This is a genomic window from Halomicronema hongdechloris C2206 (assembly GCF_002075285.3).
In the GTDB taxonomy this organism is placed as follows: Bacteria; Cyanobacteriota; Cyanobacteriia; order Phormidesmidales; family Phormidesmidaceae; genus Halomicronema_B; species Halomicronema_B hongdechloris.
Map to the genome: position 1 here is coordinate 2929632 of NZ_CP021983.2, position 16230 is coordinate 2945861.

The 16230-nt window shown below is 58.0% G+C and carries 16 protein-coding genes and 3 pseudogenes; 16 read left to right on the forward strand and 3 right to left on the reverse strand.

The features are described 5' to 3' along the window. Positions 1–51: 51 nt before the first annotated feature. The 11 genes and pseudogenes from biuH to XM38_RS13335 all read left to right on the forward strand — a co-directional run bounded on the left by biuH (position 52) and on the right by XM38_RS13335 (position 5929). Complete coding sequence (biuH, locus tag XM38_RS13285) at positions 52–735, forward strand: biuret amidohydrolase (protein WP_315862203.1); 684 nt, start codon at positions 52–54, stop codon at positions 733–735. A 3-nt stretch (positions 736–738) separates the two neighbouring features. Further along, positions 739–2286, forward strand: coding sequence for an ABC transporter ATP-binding protein (locus XM38_RS13290; protein ID WP_088430112.1), 1548 nt, complete (start codon positions 739–741; stop codon positions 2284–2286). Then, positions 2225–2668: a cupin domain-containing protein gene (locus XM38_RS13295; protein WP_256995617.1), complete on the forward strand. Its 444-nt coding sequence runs from the start codon at positions 2225–2227 to the stop codon at positions 2666–2668. The genes XM38_RS13290 and XM38_RS13295 overlap by 62 nt, the downstream gene beginning before the upstream one ends. After that, on the forward strand, positions 2637–3452 hold the full coding sequence (locus XM38_RS13300) for a prenyltransferase/squalene oxidase repeat-containing protein (RefSeq protein WP_080813992.1): 816 nt from the start codon (positions 2637–2639) through the stop codon (positions 3450–3452). Before XM38_RS13295 ends, XM38_RS13300 begins: the two co-directional genes overlap by 32 nt. Before the next feature lie 186 nt (positions 3453–3638). Next, on the forward strand, positions 3639–3887 hold the full coding sequence (locus XM38_RS13305) for a hypothetical protein (RefSeq protein ID WP_202978889.1): 249 nt from the start codon (positions 3639–3641) through the stop codon (positions 3885–3887). Positions 3888–4324: 437 nt separating this feature from the next. Further along, on the forward strand, positions 4325–4642 hold the full coding sequence (locus tag XM38_RS13310) for a type II toxin-antitoxin system Phd/YefM family antitoxin (protein ID WP_187329400.1): 318 nt from the start codon (positions 4325–4327) through the stop codon (positions 4640–4642). Positions 4643–4688: 46 nt separating this feature from the next. Beyond that, positions 4689–4919: a hypothetical protein gene (locus XM38_RS13315; protein ID WP_080813989.1), complete on the forward strand. Its 231-nt coding sequence runs from the start codon at positions 4689–4691 to the stop codon at positions 4917–4919. After that, complete coding sequence (locus XM38_RS13320; RefSeq protein WP_088430116.1) at positions 4919–5320, forward strand: type II toxin-antitoxin system VapC family toxin; 402 nt, start codon at positions 4919–4921, stop codon at positions 5318–5320. Before XM38_RS13315 ends, XM38_RS13320 begins: the two co-directional genes overlap by 1 nt. A 26-nt stretch (positions 5321–5346) precedes the next feature. Next, a pseudogene (locus XM38_RS27035) lies at positions 5347–5511 on the forward strand (Uma2 family endonuclease); the annotation flags it as partial. Beyond that, positions 5510–5665, forward strand: a pseudogene (locus XM38_RS28975) (DUF4160 domain-containing protein); the annotation flags it as partial. The pseudogenes XM38_RS27035 and XM38_RS28975, both read left to right, overlap by 2 nt. 9 nt (positions 5666–5674) lie before the next feature. Next, positions 5675–5929, forward strand: coding sequence for a DUF2442 domain-containing protein (locus tag XM38_RS13335; protein ID WP_088430122.1), 255 nt, complete (start codon positions 5675–5677; stop codon positions 5927–5929). 47 nt (positions 5930–5976) lie between these two features. Here XM38_RS13335 and XM38_RS13340 read toward each other — a convergent pair whose 3' ends face one another. Then, positions 5977–6240, reverse strand: coding sequence for a ribbon-helix-helix domain-containing protein (locus XM38_RS13340; protein WP_088430124.1), 264 nt, complete (start codon positions 6238–6240; stop codon positions 5977–5979). Positions 6241–6288: 48 nt separating this feature from the next. Beyond that, positions 6289–9375: a WD40 domain-containing protein gene (locus tag XM38_RS13345; RefSeq protein ID WP_088430126.1), complete on the reverse strand. Its 3087-nt coding sequence runs from the start codon at positions 9373–9375 to the stop codon at positions 6289–6291. A gap of 360 nt (positions 9376–9735) precedes the next feature. On the opposite strand from XM38_RS13345, the gene XM38_RS28980 reads away from it, so the two are divergent. The 4 genes and pseudogenes from XM38_RS28980 (at position 9736) to XM38_RS13375 (ending at position 15033) form a co-directional block, all read left to right on the forward strand. Further along, positions 9736–9909 (forward strand): NfeD family protein, encoded by a 174-nt coding sequence (locus XM38_RS28980; RefSeq protein ID WP_225889470.1) that lies wholly within the window; start codon positions 9736–9738, stop codon positions 9907–9909. Positions 9910–10216: 307 nt separating this feature from the next. Further along, positions 10217–10955: pseudogene (locus XM38_RS28985) on the forward strand (ABC transporter ATP-binding protein). A gap of 280 nt (positions 10956–11235) precedes the next feature. After that, the gene (locus XM38_RS13370) at positions 11236–13599 is read left to right on the forward strand and encodes an ABC transporter permease (RefSeq protein WP_088430130.1); all 2364 of its coding nucleotides are present in this window, start codon (positions 11236–11238) and stop codon (positions 13597–13599) included. Between the two features lie 12 nt (positions 13600–13611). Beyond that, positions 13612–15033 (forward strand): efflux RND transporter periplasmic adaptor subunit, encoded by a 1422-nt coding sequence (locus XM38_RS13375; protein WP_225889311.1) that lies wholly within the window; start codon positions 13612–13614, stop codon positions 15031–15033. A gap of 107 nt (positions 15034–15140) precedes the next feature. Here XM38_RS13375 and XM38_RS26010 read toward each other — a convergent pair whose 3' ends face one another. Next, positions 15141–15302, reverse strand: coding sequence for a hypothetical protein (locus XM38_RS26010; RefSeq protein ID WP_187329401.1), 162 nt, complete (start codon positions 15300–15302; stop codon positions 15141–15143). A gap of 225 nt (positions 15303–15527) precedes the next feature. Between XM38_RS26010 and XM38_RS13380 the strand changes: the two genes are divergently transcribed. Further along, positions 15528–16133: a thermonuclease family protein gene (locus tag XM38_RS13380; RefSeq protein WP_225889312.1), complete on the forward strand. Its 606-nt coding sequence runs from the start codon at positions 15528–15530 to the stop codon at positions 16131–16133. Positions 16134–16230: the final 97 nt, after the last annotated feature.

Here is a 16230-nt window from a genome sequence, read left to right on the forward strand (position 1 = left end):
CCACAGCGAAATGGTAAGTCTCCGGTGATACTTTGTTACCGCAGCCATCCTATGGGACGCTATGTAACCGCCGAGCCCTATGCCTATCCCTACAATGGCGAGCTGCGCCCCGAAAACACTGCCCTCATCGTCATCGACATGCAGACAGACTTCTGTGGCAAGGGGGGCTATGTGGACGCCATGGGCTATGACTTGACCTTGACCCGCACCCCGATTCAGCCGCTGCAGACGCTACTGGCGGTGATGCGGCCCCTGGGCTATACCATCATGCACACCCGTGAGGGCCATCGCCCTGATCTCTCCGACTTACCCGAGAACAAGCAATGGCGATCGCGACAGATCGGGGCCGGCATCGGCGACCCCGGTCCCTGCGGCAAGATCCTGGTGCGGGGGGAACCCGGCTGGGAGATTATTCCGGAGTTAGCGCCTCTCCCCGGAGAAATCGTCATCGACAAGCCCGGCAAAGGGGCCTTTTACGCCACTGACCTGGATCTGCTGCTGCGCCAACTGGGCATGCAAAACCTGATCCTCACCGGCATCACCACCGATGTCTGTGTCCATACCACCATGCGGGAAGCCAACGACCGCGGCTATGAATGCCTGATGCTGTCTGACTGCACCGGGCGCCACCGACTACGGCAACTATTTGGCCGCCCTGAAGATGATCACGATGCAAGGGGCGTCTTCGGGGCGGTGGCGACGTCCTCCGATCTGATTGAGGCTATCCAGAGCTAACCTATGGATACGGCAACCTTAACCCAACCCATCCTGACAGAGCAGCCGCCCCGACTCGATGTGGTCGCCATGACCAAGCGCTTCGGCAGCTTCATGGCCCTGGATCAAGTCTCCATGACTCTGAAGCCGGGCAGCCTCCACGCTCTACTGGGGGAAAACGGGGCCGGCAAGAGTACCCTGGTGAAATGTGTCATGGGCTTCTATCGCCCCACCACCGGGCAGATCCTCATCGATCAACAGCCCCAAACCATTGACAGCCCCAAGGATGCCCACGCCTGTGGCATCGGCATGGTCTATCAGCACTTCACCTCGGTGCCGGCCATGACCGTGGCCGAAAACCTGGTGTTGTCCCGCTATGACCATAAGACCCTGATCGACTGGAAGCGCGAACTGAAGGGTCTGCAAGCCTTTATGGAGGAGGCCCCTTTCCATGTGGATCTAGGCACCCCGGTGGGGCAGCTGGCCGCCGGGCAGAAGCAGAAGCTGGAAATTCTGAAGCAACTCTATCTCAAGAGTCGCTTGTTGATCCTGGACGAACCCACCTCCGTGCTCACCCCGGGCGAGGCGGACGAGGTCTTGGGGCTGTTGCGGCAAGAGGTGGAACAGGGCCGCCTCAGTGTGCTGCTGATTACCCATAAGTTCCGCGAGGTGCAGGCCTTTGCCGACGAGGTGACGATTCTGCGGCGGGGTAAACTGGCGGGCCAAGGTCATGTTAAGGATCTGACCATCGAAGCCATGGCCGAGATGATGCTGGGCCAGGAACGGCAACCCAAGACGGTGGCCAAGGCCGAGCTGGAGACCCAGGTACCGGTGCTGCAGGTGAACGACCTCCATGCCAACCGCGACAATGGCTTACCCGCCGTCAAGGGCATCAATTTGCAGGTCCACAGCGGCGAAATCGTCGGCATCGCCGGTGTCTCTGGCAACGGCCAGCGGGAGCTGGTGGAAGTGCTCTCAGGACAGCGGCTGCCCGCCCAAGGGACGCTGCGGGTAAACGGGGAACCCTACACTGCCACCCGGGCCGAGATGGCCAAGCACCAAGTCTATGCCCTGCCGGAAGAACCGCTGCGCAATGCCTGTGTGCCCAATATGAGTGTGGCTGAGAACATGGCCCTGCGCACCTTTGACCGCCCGCCTCAGGCTAAGTGGAATCTATTATTGGTGCTGAAGGCGATTCGCAACGCCGCCCAGGGGCTGGTACAGGCCTTCTCAGTCAAAACTCCGTCCGTCGAAACCCCGGTGAGCCATCTCTCCGGGGGTAATATCCAGCGCACGGTGCTGGCTCGGGAATTATCGTCGGAATCGGTGCAGTTGCTGATCGCCGCCAACCCCAGTTTCGGCCTCGACTTTGCCGCCGTCGATTTCATCCATGACCGCATCGTGGCCGCCCGCAATCGGAGGGTGGCGGTGCTGCTGGTGAGTGAAGACCTAGATGAATTGCTGACCCTGGCCGATCGCATCATCGTCATGAGTGAAGGGGAATTTGTCTATGAACATGCGATCGCAGATATCGACCTCAGCGTCATCGGCCAACGCATGGCCGGGCATTAATCCCCTGGTGATTCCGGAACTGGGGACCCTGTGCGATCGCAGCGACACCCTACCCTGGCAACCCTTCCGCCCCGGCGTCGACATCTGTCGCCTCTACGGCGATGGCAGCGGTCCCGCCGCCGCCCTGCTGCGCTATCACCCTGGTGCCCATGTGCCCCATCATTACCACAGCGGCTACGAACATATCCTGGTGCTGTCCGGCTCCCAACGTGATCGGCACCAGACCTATGCCGCCGGCACCCTGGTGATCAATCCTCCCGGCTCCGACCACGCCGTCACCAGCGACGACGGCTGTCTGGTACTGGTAATCTGGGAAAAGTCAGTGGTGATTCGGGATGATGCCAAGCATCATGACATCTTTAACTCAGCAACAACTGACTAGCGCCAGGGGCCTCATCTTCTGCCAGGGGCGGCTGTTGGAACGGCAGCTGTATCGCTATGTCTTCGAAGAGGGAGAGCGCCAGGCCTGCCTGAAGGCGTTGCTGGCCTACCAAAACCCAGATGGCGGCTTCGGCAATGGCCTGGAGCCGGATTTACTCTGCCCCGGCAGTTCCGCCATCGGGGCGGAAACCGCCCTGTTTATTCTGGACCTGCTGGATTACCAGGAACCGCAGATAATTTTGCCGCTGTTGGATTGGCTGGCGGCCAACCAAGATGAGACCGGCGGCATGCGGCATCCCCCCCAGGGATTTGAGCAGTACCCCCATCAGCCCTGGTGGGAGGGAGACGATGCAGAGCGGGTGTTGGTGCTGGCCACTCAACTCAAGGACTGGCAAGACGCCAAGCCCTTCTTCTTTGCCAAGGCGCGCCAGTTCTACGACCAGACGCCGGCCCCGGAAGAGCCCAGCTTCTACAGCTATCCCCAGTTTGCTTACTTGACCCGCTATCAACAGTCCGATGCAGACAGCGCCAGCTTCCGCAATTTACTGGCAAAGCTTCTGGCCGTCTTGGCGGATAATGCCGAGCATTTTCCCCTCTTTAGCCGCTACTGGTATTACGCCCAAGACTATGTGGAGCCGAATGTTTTGGACCAGGCGGCGGCAGCGGTAACGGCGGCGTTTTTACCCGAGGGCGGCATCCCCAATCCCTATCCTGACCTGCCCTGGTGGCAACCGATTTTTACCCTAGACAGTCTAATACTGTTGAAAAAGAGTGGGTATCTGTAAAGGGGATGCGATCGCTGTGTGTTGCTGGACCTATGTCCCCGCGGACAGGCGCAGCAGTAACATAGGGATAGCGTTTCTGGTCATCCCGGCGATCTGCCGAACTCCCTACAATAAAGACGGCGAGTCGTTGGTGATAGACGGACTGTGGTCGCGGATAAAGCAGGCCCATGTCCCCTGTGTGGACGGGTGGTGACCCTAACCTTTCACCATCTGATTCCCAAAAAGCTGCATCGCCGCACCCGCTTCAAAAAGACCTACTCCAAAGCCGACCTCAATCGCGGCGTCTATGTCTGTCGCCTCTGCCATAACGGCATTCACGACCACTACGACGAAATGACCCTGGCCAAGGAGTTTCCCACCGTCGACAAGCTGCAAGCCGATCCTCAGATTCGACGGCATTCCCAGTGGGTAGCGAAGCAAAAAATCCGAGCCTAGGGTTGGGAATTCTCCTGTACCTCTGGAACCCTGGATATCAAGGGCATTAGCGAGACAGATGGCCTGGCAATGGCCCAGATGCTGGCCATGCTGGGATTAAGTGGTCAGTCATCTGTCCCTCCCATCATCAAGTGATTGGAGCGCCTTTTGGATGATGAAATTGAGCGCTTGCAGCAAACGTCGGGTTGCAATCTCCTCGGGCCGAGGCCTGGGACACAGTACGCATTCCCGATGTGACGGCGCTGACGCTGGAGCAATGGGAGGCATTGCAGACCCGCTGAAGGAGAGGGTGACAGTGTGTACCTTGCTATAGGGATAGTATGAGGCAGCCGAATATGCAGTTGAAAGTGAAATCGAATCACTGACATTTTCAAGCTTAAAACTCATCGTCAAGGATATTCTTTAAAGGCTAGGATCTCTTTCAATAGGGAGCTTTCATGAACCAGGTAACGGTGCAAGAGGTGCAGCAGCACTTGCTGGAGTTGCTCAAGACTTTGAATCCCGGAGAAGCCGTCCAAATCGTGGCCGGAGAGCAGGTTGTCGGTTGGTTAGTGGCTGAGGAGGGAGTAGTCGCCCGTGCCCCCCGACAACCAGGCAGTGCAGTCGGCACCTTGACTATCGTGGCGGATGATGATGAGCATCTGCAAGACTTTGCGAACTACATGCCAAACGAACTGGCGATTGGGCGATCGCAAAACTGCTGTAGCTCCGGTGAGAGTGAGAGAGTCATTGCGGCAAGAGAAGAGTCTGCTTAACTGGATAGCATAAGGATGATGCTCCCTCAATTTAAGTGAGAAGCGAATGACCCTGGATGACATATTTGCATTAGTTAGACAGCTGTCAGTACTCGATCAGGTCAAACTGATCGAGCGCATTGCACCTGAGATTGAGCGTGCTTTGCAGAATCCGCAGACTTTACCTCGCAAATCTTTGTGGGGAATCTGTGTCGATCTTGGAGACGCGCCGTCTGACACCGATATCACTGAAGCCAGAAACGAGGCATGGGCTAATTTTCCACGGGATGCAATGTGATGCTGCGTGCGGTTATCGATACCCATGCACTTATCTGGTATCTCTATGGGGATTCCCGACTTTCGTTAACGGCCCGCAATTTTATCGAGCAAGTGGCAGAAGCAGGTGATCAACTTGCGGTGTCGGCCATTACGTTAGCCGAGATGGTCTATTTGGGTGAACGAGAACGGATCAACCCACAAACGCTGGAAAGGTTGATAGCCGAAATGGCCTCTGAAAGCACACTTCTGGTAGAAATCCCGCTCAATGTTGCCGCCGTGTTGACTCTCAAAGATGTGCCCCGAGACATCGTCCCAGAATTGCCAGACCGAATCATTACTGCTACGGCTGTTTCTCTCAAACTGCCTATCATTACCCGCGATCGCAAAATTCAGGCGTCGGCAATATCTGTCATTTGGTGATAGGTTGCCGTGATTTCGAGTTGACATGGGAGGCATTGCAGGAGCGGAAAGCGGTCATTCGCCTGAATGAGCCGCCACCATTGCTGATGATAGAGGTAGTGAGCGAGTCTACCAAGAGCACAGACTATCGGGCCAAGCGGGCGGAGTATAGCGTGTTGGATATTCCGGAATACTGGATATGTGATCCGCTCAATTCCGGATGGTGTGGTATTAGAAGGAAAAATTCGTAGCTCTAAGCTTAAGCTCGTTGCAGCCTGGATTGAAATCCACCAGGATGAACTGATGGCTAATTGGGAATTGGCGATCGCGGGTGAGCAAGTTTTCAAGATTGACCCGCTAAGGTAGGAGGAAGCAATGTCTCCCAAGGTTGTAACAGTCGAACCGTTAACGAATTACCAACTGCGACTATTTTTTGATAACAGTGAGGTCAGACGATTTGATGTCTCTCCGTATCTGGGAAAAGGCATCTTTCAGGAATTAAAAAATGGCTATTACTTTAATCAGGTCAAGCCGTTCTTTGGGGGTGTGCAGTGGCCCCATGAACAAGATTTTGGCCCGGATACGCTGTTTTTAGAAAGCGTATTCGAGCGGTCTTGGGAAGCTGCGTAGGACGAAAGTATCCCGACTGACGCGAGGTATGATGTGACAAACTCGACTCATGGCTCGGCGTGGCGATGCCGAAGACGCTGACGAATGGTGTCGATTTCTGAGGAGGCTTTTAGCAGTTCGCCGCGCTCAGCTTCACTTGCACCCAGCAAGACCTCGCTGCGGAGTTCTGCAAAGCGTCCCTGATAAAGCTGCTCACGTTCCGCTAGCGCTTGCAGTCCTGCCAGCAGGATGTCATCCAGGGAGGCGTATTTGCCACTGGCAAGCTGGCGATCGCAAAACTGCTGTAACTCCGGTGAGAGTGAGAGAGCCATTGCTGCACTGGAATGGTCGGTTGATATAGCTATCAGCTTAGCGCGTAGTCAAAGGATGGTAGATGAACCCACTTCACCCGCTGCTGAGCTTTCCGAGGAGTGGTCAACCGCCCCCAACGCCAACATTGACGCCCGCTGAGCCTCCGTCAGCCCCCTTACTCCAGTAATGTTGGTGCCTTCATAGGGGCGGGGTATTTGCAACACCTTTAAACATTCGCCCGTGCTCACCTGCCACAGACGAATGGTGGCATCATTACTGCCTGTCGCTAACCATTGCCCATCGGGACTAAACCCAACCGATCTGACCCAGTTGGTATGCCCTGTTAAGGTCTGGCGGCATGCCCCCGTGCTCACCTGCCACAGACGAATGGTGGCATCAGCGCTGCCTGTCGCTAACCATTGCCCATCGGGACTAAACCCAACCGAACTGACCCGGTTGGTATGCCCTGTTAAGGTCTGGCGGCATTTCCCCGTGCTCACCTGCCACAGACGAATGGTGGCATCATTACTGCCTGTCGCTAACCATTGCCCATCGGGACTAAACCCAACCGATCTGACCCAGTTGGTATGCCCTGTTAAGGTCTGGCGGCATGCCCCCGTGCTCACCTGCCACAGACGAATCGTGGCATCATCGCTGCCTGTCGCTAGCCATTGCCCATCGGGACTAAACCCAACCGAACTGACCCAGTTGGTATGCCCTGTTAAGGTCTGGCGGCATTTCCCCGTGCTCACCTGCCACAGACGAATCGTGGCATCATCGCTGCCCGTGGCCAGCCATTGCCCATCGGGACTAAACGCGACAGATCTGACCCAATTGGTGTGTCCGATTAAGGTTTTGCGGCATTCCCCTGTACTTACCTGCCACAGCCGGATAATGGCATCTCCACTACCCGTGGCTAACCATTGCCCATCGGGACTAAACGCGACAGAGTTCACCCAATTAGTGTGTCCGATTAAGGTTTTGCGGCATTCCCCTGTACTTACCTGCCACAGCTGGATAATGGCCTCTCCACTACCTGTGGCTAGCCATTGCCCATCGGGACTAAACACCATAGATTTGACCGAATTGGTGTGTCCGGTTAAGGTTTGGCAGCATTCCCCTGTACTTACCTGCCATAGGCGAGTAGTAGCATCATCACTACCTGTGGCTAGCCATTGTCCATCGGGACTAAACACCACTGAGTTCACCCAATTGGTGTGTCCGATTAAGGTTTTGCGGCATTCCCCTGTACTCACCTGCCACAATTGGATAGCGCCATCATCCCCACCTGTAGCTAACCATTGCCCATCGGGACTAAACACCACAGATTTGACCGAATTAGTGTGTCCGGTTAAGGTTTGGCAGCATTCCCCTGTACTTACCTGCCATAGACGGATAGTGGCATCATTACCACCTGTGGCTAACCATTGTCCATCCGGACTGAAAGAGACAGAAGAGATTCGCCCAAACGGGTAGGTCAACGCAGATCGAATCCATCGGCTATTGACTAGATTCCATCCATGCAGTTCTATTCCACTTAAATAAATTTGTCTGAGGGTCAATCGAGAGAAATCAAACGGTTGGACGTCTGATCTCACCTGAACTAGCAAATTTAATAGATTGCCAGCAGCATATCCCCTACCCCAATCAGAGTGTTGACGAATGGTTTGAAGTGATACGCAGACGTGTTGATCTAAATTGGCAATACAAACTGCAATTGGCTCCAGAATAAGGCGCATCTGGGTTTCTCGCACATAGTCTTTCGCTGTAGCTTGAATCAACGTATGAGTATGAAAAAGGTCAAATTGTTGAGTATTTAGCTCTCCACTAACCTGCTCAACAAACCGATCTGTAGCAAACTCCATGATCACGTTTTGCAGGGTGAACTGCTTGTCCACGGTTTCTATCAGGTAACGGTCAGTCAACCCCCTCAACGCACTCCGCACTTCCCGCTTCGTCACGGGCGGCAGCAGGTCTTCCATCAACTCATCCAGCCCCACGGGTTCGCGGTTGATTGCCAGCCAGAACAGAATGGAACGCTCCAAGGGCACAAGGCGGGTAAGGTGCTGGTCGAGTAGGCTGCGCACATCCTCAACCGCGGCCCCTTCCTCTTCCAGAAAATCATCCACATCGCCCAAGAACTCTCGCTGAATGGCCGTCGCCACCAGATGTAGTGCTTGGGGATTACCGCTATAGCGACAAATCAGCTCTTGGCCTTGGGTATCGGCTTCATCCAGTTCTAAGCCCTTTGCCTTCAGAATTGCGCGTCCGGCTTCAATATTGATGCCCGTTACCGACCACAGACGCACAGGGAAGCGATCGCCCGCCATTGGAGCCAGTTCGCGGGGACATTCCCGACTGGTCAGCAGCAGGCAACTTTGATGCTCGGCCTCGCCAATCCGGTGAATCAGTTCCCCATACCCTTCATATCCGCCTCGAAACTGCCCGGTTGATTCCGCCTGCAAAACCGATTCCAGGTTATCTAGCACCAGCAAGCAGCGGTGTTCCCGTAAATAGTGGAGCAGACGAATGATGCGTTCGCCCAGGCGGGTGGGCAGATTGATTTCCGTTTCCTGCTGGTCCGAGAGGAACTGAATCAGCCGCACCAGAATCTCATCCAGCGGTGGGGCTTCCCGCAAACTGCGCCAGATCACATAGTCGAACTGGTCATAAATCTGGTCTGCGACCTTGGCGGCCAGAGAAGTCTTGCCGATGCCGCCCATGCCCAGCAGCGTCACCAGGCGGCACGGCTCTGTCAGTATCCAGCGGTTGAGGATGGCGAGCTCCTCTGTGCGGCCAAAGAAAATGCTGGTGTCCGGTTTTTCGCCCCAGTCAATTTTGGCCGACGATCGCGTTTCCTGAGGTGTTGGCTCGGGACCTGCTGCTTGTGGAGGCAATTCAGGCAGGCCATAATCAGTGGTTTCCAGGTCTAACCCAAAGGCTGCGAAAAAGGTTTGCACCGAAGCTTCATCTACGGGTGCCGTGCGATCGCAAATCTTCTTGATCGTCTTGCGGCTGATACCTGCTCGCTCTTCCAACTCTGCTTGGGTGAAACGCTTGCCGTATTTCTCTCGATCTTGGGCCGCTGCGATCGCAGCTTCCAGTCTCTTTTGGCCGGGCTCGGTGAGGACAACACCGCGTTGACGCTGACTCATGGCGGGCGGGGGGGGGAGATGACACACAGCCGGCGGGAGCCCTTGGGGCGGCAGTGGCGTTTCACAGCACTCGACAATCGGAATGTTAAGGGAAAGTTCCCGAGGCTTATGCCGATGGTAGGCGATCTTTCCCAAAAATTCCCCTGCCCGGCAGGGCCGGTTGCAGGGGCGATCTAGGGGTGGCCAGAAAGTTTCTGGCAACCTTCTCCTAAGCTGCCGAACTTCCTGGGAATAACGCCATTGCCCCGACACACTGAGGGCCATGGATGCAAAACTTACCAGGAGACCCCATGCACCTAGCCGACGTCTTTCAAACCCCGAGTTATTCCCCTATCGCGGCCGCGGCGTCGTGGCCGCACCATCACCCCGGCAGACCGGGGCCGGGTCCGCTTCCAGGCCAGCTATTGGCCCGCCCGCCTCTTCAACGGCAGCCGGTGGCCAGCCCTAGCGCCAGGAGAACCGGTGGAAGTGGTGGGCCGTGACGGCATCACCCTATTGATCAAACCCCTAGGGCGTAGCCAGGAGACAGGATGAAACGGCGACGCTCTCGACCCTGGCTGTTGACAATCACCCTCAGGGCATTGAAATACTCTGGCTGGCCCTGGTGGGGCTGACCCTGACCTATCTGGTGGCCCTGGCTCTCGGGTTTGGGGTATGGCCGCTCTGGTGAGCGAGTTGACCCTGTGGCTGCTGCCGCGAGCCTTGGTCTTGCTGGCTGTCTGGTTGCGATCGCAACCGTAGCGAGTCGATGCAGTCCTGAGACCAGCCCATCACAAGTTCCCCATGCCCGTGAGCTAAGGTCTAGGAGTAATCCCCTAGGCTCCCGTTCAACACTCTTCCCATGGTCCCTGACCCCGCCGCCACCGCTACCCGCCCCGCCGTCTTCCATATGGAGCAGGTCAGCAAAGTCTACGGCCATGGGCGAAGTAGAAGTCCATGCCCTCCAGGTCCGTAGATCTAGACCTCTACGAAGGAGAATTCGTGGTATTGCTAGGTCCCTCGGCAGTGGCAAGTCTACCCTGCTGAAATATTCTGGGTGGCCTAGACGTGCCCAGCGGCGGCCAGGTGTATTTTCGCAACAGGCCCTGACCCCAAGCCCAATGAGCAGGCTCTGACCCGGTTTCGCCGCCATGCCGTGGGGTTTGTATTCCAGTTCTACAACCTGATTCCCAGCCTCACCGCCAAAAGAAAGTGGCCCTGGTCACCGACATCGCCCGCCGCCCCCATGGCCCCAGACCAGGCCCTGGACCTGGTGGGCCTGGCCGATCGGCTGGACCATTTTCCGGCCCAGCTGTCCGGGGGGGAGCAGCAGCGGGTGGCCATCGCCCGGGCCATTGCCAAGCGGCCAGAGGTGCTCCTGTGCGACGAGCCCACCGGCGCCCTAGACTTTGAGACCGGCAAGCGGGTGCTGGAAACCCTGGAGCGGGTGAACCAGGAATTTGGCACCACCACGGCGGTGATCACCCACAATGCCGGCATCGCCGCCCATGGCCAACCGGGTGGTGCACATGCGCAGCGGTCGTATCACCCAGATCGATCGCAACGCCCAGAAGGCCTCCCCCAGTCAGTTGGAATGGTAAGGTGCCGTGTGTTAGCTATCGGCTATGAACTTAGGGGAGATGGGGAGATGGGGAGATGGGGAGATAGGGAGATAGGGAGATGGGGAGATGGGGAGATGGGGAGATGGAGAGTGGGAAGTCAGAATTATCAACAAGATCATCAAGTCGAAGCGAGTTTTGAGGTCTTAGTTTTTAGTTTTCAGTTTTCAATTCACAGCATCAAGCCCTAACTCAAAATTCAAAATTCAAAACTTCTTCTCCCTACCCCCTACTCCCTAACACTTCTGATGTCTGATTTCCAATGAAAGCTCTCAACCAAAAACTCTTTCGCGATCTATTGCACATGCGGGGGCAGGTGCTGGCGATCGTGCTGATTGTAGCGTGCGGCATCGCCAGTCTGGTGACGATGATGAGCACCTATGATTCTCTGAAGCTGACCCAAGACACTTACTATGAGCAGTACCGCTTTGCCGAGGTGTTTATGCAGCTGAAGCGGGCCCCCGAGAGTTTGGTATCGCGCATCGAGACCCTGCCTGGGGTGGGGGCGGTGCAGACGCGGGTGGTGAAAGATGTGACGCTATCGGTGGCGGGACTGGTGGAGCCGGCCACTGGGCGGCTGATTTCCATTCCAGAGCGGCCCACCCCGATGCTCAACGACCTGTTTATTCGCACTGGGCGCTACCCGGAGCGGGGGGATGAGGTGCTGGCGAGTGAGGCGTTTGCCAAAGCCAATCATCTCGGCCTGAATGATACCGTCGGAGCGATCATCAATGGTCGCTGGCAGACGCTGCGGATTGTGGGAACTGCCTTGTCACCAGAGTATGTCTACGAGATTCGCGGCACTGAGTTGGTGCCTGACAACGAGCACTTCGGCTTGCTCTGGATGCAGCAGGATGCCCTCGGCACTGCCTTTGATATGAAGGCGAGGGGGCCTTTAACGATGTCCAGCCTGAGGCTCATGCCAGAGGCCAGCGAAGCCGAGGCCATCTTTCAGCTCGACCAGCACCTGGAAACCTACGGCGGATTGGGGGCCTTCGGGCGGGAAGACCAGGTTTCTAATAAGTTCATTTCCGAAGAGATCCGCATGCTCTCCGCCCAAGCTGTGCTGGTACCGAGCATTTTTCTGGGGATTGCGGCCTTTTTGCTCAACCTGGTGCTCAGCCGTCTGGTCAGCACCCAGCGGGACCAGATCGCGGTGATGAAAGCGTTTGGCTACGACAATATGGCTGTGGGGATGCACTATCTGAAGCTAGTGATGGTGGTGGTGATCTTGGGGGCCATTCTGGGCAGCGGTTTGGGGTGGCGGCTGGGCTGGGGGATGACGCGCCTTTATGCGGATTTCTACCACTTCCCTTTGCTGCGTTACGAAATCCGTCCGGCAGTGCTACTGATGGCGCTGTTGGTCAGTGGCGGGGCGGCTATCTTGGGGGCGTTTCTGGCGGTGCAGCGGGCGGTGACCCTGCCCCCAGCGGAGGCAATGCGACCTGAGCCCCCAGCTATCTACCACCCGACTTTGGTGGAAAAGCTGGGCCTACAACGGTGGTTTTCCGCCCCTAGTCGCATCATTCTGCGCAATTTGGAGCGCCGCCCGGTGCAGGGACTGTTGTCGGTGGTGGGAATTGCGGTTGCGATCGCCATTCTGGTATTGGGCCGTTACTTCACCGATGCGATGGACGCCCTGGTGGACATCCAGTTTCGCACCATCCAAAGAGAAGACATCACGCTGGTCTTCAACAATCCCCTCTCTGCCCAGGCCCAGTTCGACCTCTATCACCTGCCAGGAGTGCTGCGGGCCGAACCATTTCGCACAGTCCCTGCCCGCCTGCGGTTTGGTCACCTCAGCGAACTCAGCGGCATTACCGGAGTAGCACCCACCAACGAACTGCGCCGCCTGCTGGATCGCGATCGCAATCCGGTGGCGCTGCCTCCTGAAGGCGTCGTCTTATCCACCAAACTGTCGGACCTTTTGCAGGCCCAGCTCGGTGATGAGCTGATCGTGGAAGTGCTGGAAGGAGAACGCCCGACCCGCACTGTGCCTGTTACTGGCATTTTCGATGAACTGGTGGGTATCTCCGCCTACATGGATATCCACGCCCTCAACCGGCTGATGCGAGAAGGCTTCACCCTCTCCGGAGCCTATCTACAGGTGGATGCCCGGCAACAGTCCCAACTGTACGCCCAACTGAAGCAAACCCCGGTTGTCGCTAGCGTTGCTCTACGCCAGAGCACCATCGACCAGTTCAACGACATCATTGCCGAGAGCATGGGTGGATTTACCACGGTACTGGTAGGGTTTGCCTCGATTATCGCCTTCGGGGTGGTCTACAACGCCGCCCGCATCGCCCTGTCCGAACGGGGGCGGGAGCTGGCGACCCTGCGCATCATCGGCTTTACCCGAGGTGAAATTGCCTTCATCTTGCTGGGAGAACAGGCAGTGCTGCTGGTGCTGGCAATACCTGTCGGTTTTGCTCTGGGGTTTGGGCTGGCAGCCCTGATTACGAACTTCTACGACTGGGAGCTCTTTCGCTTCCCGCTGGTGGTTACCCCCGCCAGCTATGCTTTCGCCTTTGTGGTGATTATGGCAGCGGCTCTGGTATCCGGCGGCATCATTCGCCGCCAGCTCAACCGCCTCGATTTGATTGCTGTCCTAAAAACCCGCGAATAAGGAGATTTGGCCATGGGAGAGGTCCAGGACTCAACCGGGGAGCATGCCTGGCAACGGCGCTCCGAGGCCACGGCCAACGCGCGACTGGAAAGCAACGCTGGTGGCGGCGATGGCCCCGTTGGCTGCCCTATCTGGTCTGGCTGGCTTAGGGGTGGCTGTATTGGTGGCCCTGGCCCTACGCCCCGCCCCCGAGGCGGTGGATATGGGCACCGCGTCACCAGCGGACCGCTGCAGGTGACCATCGATGCCGAGGGCAAAACCCGGGTGGATCAGCGCTATGTGGTGGCAGCCCCGGTGACGGGGCGGCTGCAGCGCATTGAGTTGGAGGCGGGCGATGCGGTGACCGCCGGGGCGGTGGTGGCTCAGATCGATCCCCTGCCCCTGAATAGCCAGGTGCGGGCGGCCCAGGCCCGGCTGCGGGAACTGCAGGCGCAGATCCGGGGGGTAGATACACAACGACCGAAACCAGAGGCCTTGGCCCAGGCCCAGGCCCGCTTACAGGCGGCGACAGCGACCCGGGAAGCCGCAGCCGCCGAGGCGGAGCGGCTGCGGGCAGATCTAGAACAGGCCAGACGCGATCGCACCCGGGCCCAGACCCTGGAAGCCCAGGGGGCCATCTCTCGACAGGAGCGGGAAGCCGCCGAACTGGAGGCCACCCGATTGAGCCAGGAGTTGGCGGCGGCCCAGCGACAGTTGGACGGTGCCACGGCAGAGGTGACCGCGGCTCGAGCAACCCTGCCCCTGCTGCGGGCAGAACAGCGAGACCCCGACTACCTGATCGACGTGTACCGGGCCCAGATGGCCGCCGTGGAGGCAGAATTGGCCAATCTGGCCGACGAGGCCCGTCGCACCACCATTATGGCTCCAGTGGCTGGCAAAGTGTTGCGGGTGCCGGAAGCCAGCGCCCGGGTGGTCCAAGAGGGGGAGCCCCTGCTAGAGCTGGGCAATCCTGCAGAGCTAGAGTTGGTCATCGACGTGCTCTCTGCTGACGCCGTCCGCATTACTCCCGGCGATCCAATTCTGGTGAAGCAGTGGGGCGGTGACGATGTCCTCAGGGCCAGGGTCAGCGCCATCGAACCGGCCGCCTTCACCGAAGTCTCCGCCCTGGGAGTAGAAGAGCAGCGGGTGAATGTCATCGGCCAGTTCGATCGCCCGGCCGCCGTCTCCCTGGGGGATGGCTATCGCATCGAAGCCGGCATCGTCGTCTGGGCCGCCGAGGAGGTACTGCAGGTGCCCGTCAGCGCCCTCTATCGCTGTGGGCAGCATTGGTGTGTCTTCGTGGTGGACAATGGCCGGACCGATCCCCGCCAGATCAGCATCGGTCAGCGTACGCCTACTGCGGCCGTGGTCACCGCTGGCCTGCAGCCGGGGGACCGGGTGATTCTCCACCCTAGTGACCAGATCGAGGCGGGGCAACCAGTGCAGCCCCGGTAGTGCCCCCGGTAGTGCCATGATTGCAGCCAGTCCCCGCTATCTTGGCCATCGCAAAACCTCCCCCAACCGCGGGCTGAGGGAGGCGTGAGAGTCGGCCGGGCCCTTTGTTACTGAGCCCGCCACTGGCAGAGGAGCTTACCGTCGATGACTACCCATTGGGCGGTCAACGGGGAGGGTCGCTGCAGCAGAGGCTCTGACTTAGAGCTACCGTCGGCCGCCTGCAGCAGGGGCAGGGGACGGTGGGCTTTGGGGTGGGGGTTCATGGTCATGATGTTGGCTCCTTGAACGGGGGAATTGAATCGTCTGTACAGAACTTCAGCCCAGTCCTGACCGATTTCCAGGGAAATTTCGTGACATTTGATACTGTTAAAGGTGTCCTCGACGGCGGTCTGAGGTGATCTAGCGCACGATGAGCCGGGTCAGCCGGCGATGCCATGGGCGGCCAGGATTGCCTTGACGGCTGGGCGGGGAGCCGTTGCATACAGGTACGGTAGATGAGAGTACTACGAGGATTCATACCAGCACTGCTGCTGCTGGGAATTGCCATAGTGGTGCGGTGGATTCCGGATTCCCTGACGCAGGTAATGGCCGGAGACACCGCCGAGCCCCCTGAGGCAGCGGGTCAGGTCTATGAACTGGTGCCGGGCTCGGTCTATGACGGCGATACCCTCAGGGTGACCAATGGCCGTGGAGACCTTAAGATCCGCCTATGTGGTATCGATGCCCCAGAGATAGAGCAGGCCCTAGGGATAGCGGCGCGAGACCACTTGCGATCGCTATTGGCTCAAGGGAATGGATCGCTGCTGCTAGTGCCGGTGGAGCAGGACCGCTATGGTCGCACGGTGGCGGAAATCTTCGTGCCCCTGGCCGGTCAGGCGGAAGAGATTCATCTCAATACCCAGATGGTGCTCGATGGCTATGCCTATCACTATGCCCAGTACAGTGATGCCTGCCCTAATGGTAGGCTGCTAGCAAGAGCCGAGGAGCAGGCCCAAGCCCAACAGCGAGGGATCTGGGGGGATGAGAATGCCGTGCCTCCCTGGGACTATCGGCAACGGCATCGTACGGCCGTGGATGAGGTCCTATGGTCTGCTCGCTAAGCGAGTAAGCGGATTGACTAGTCACTGGGAGCAGATGTCGCCCGATCTGAGCCGCATTCTCGGTGCCGCTAGCCCAGCGAATAACTCCACCATATTG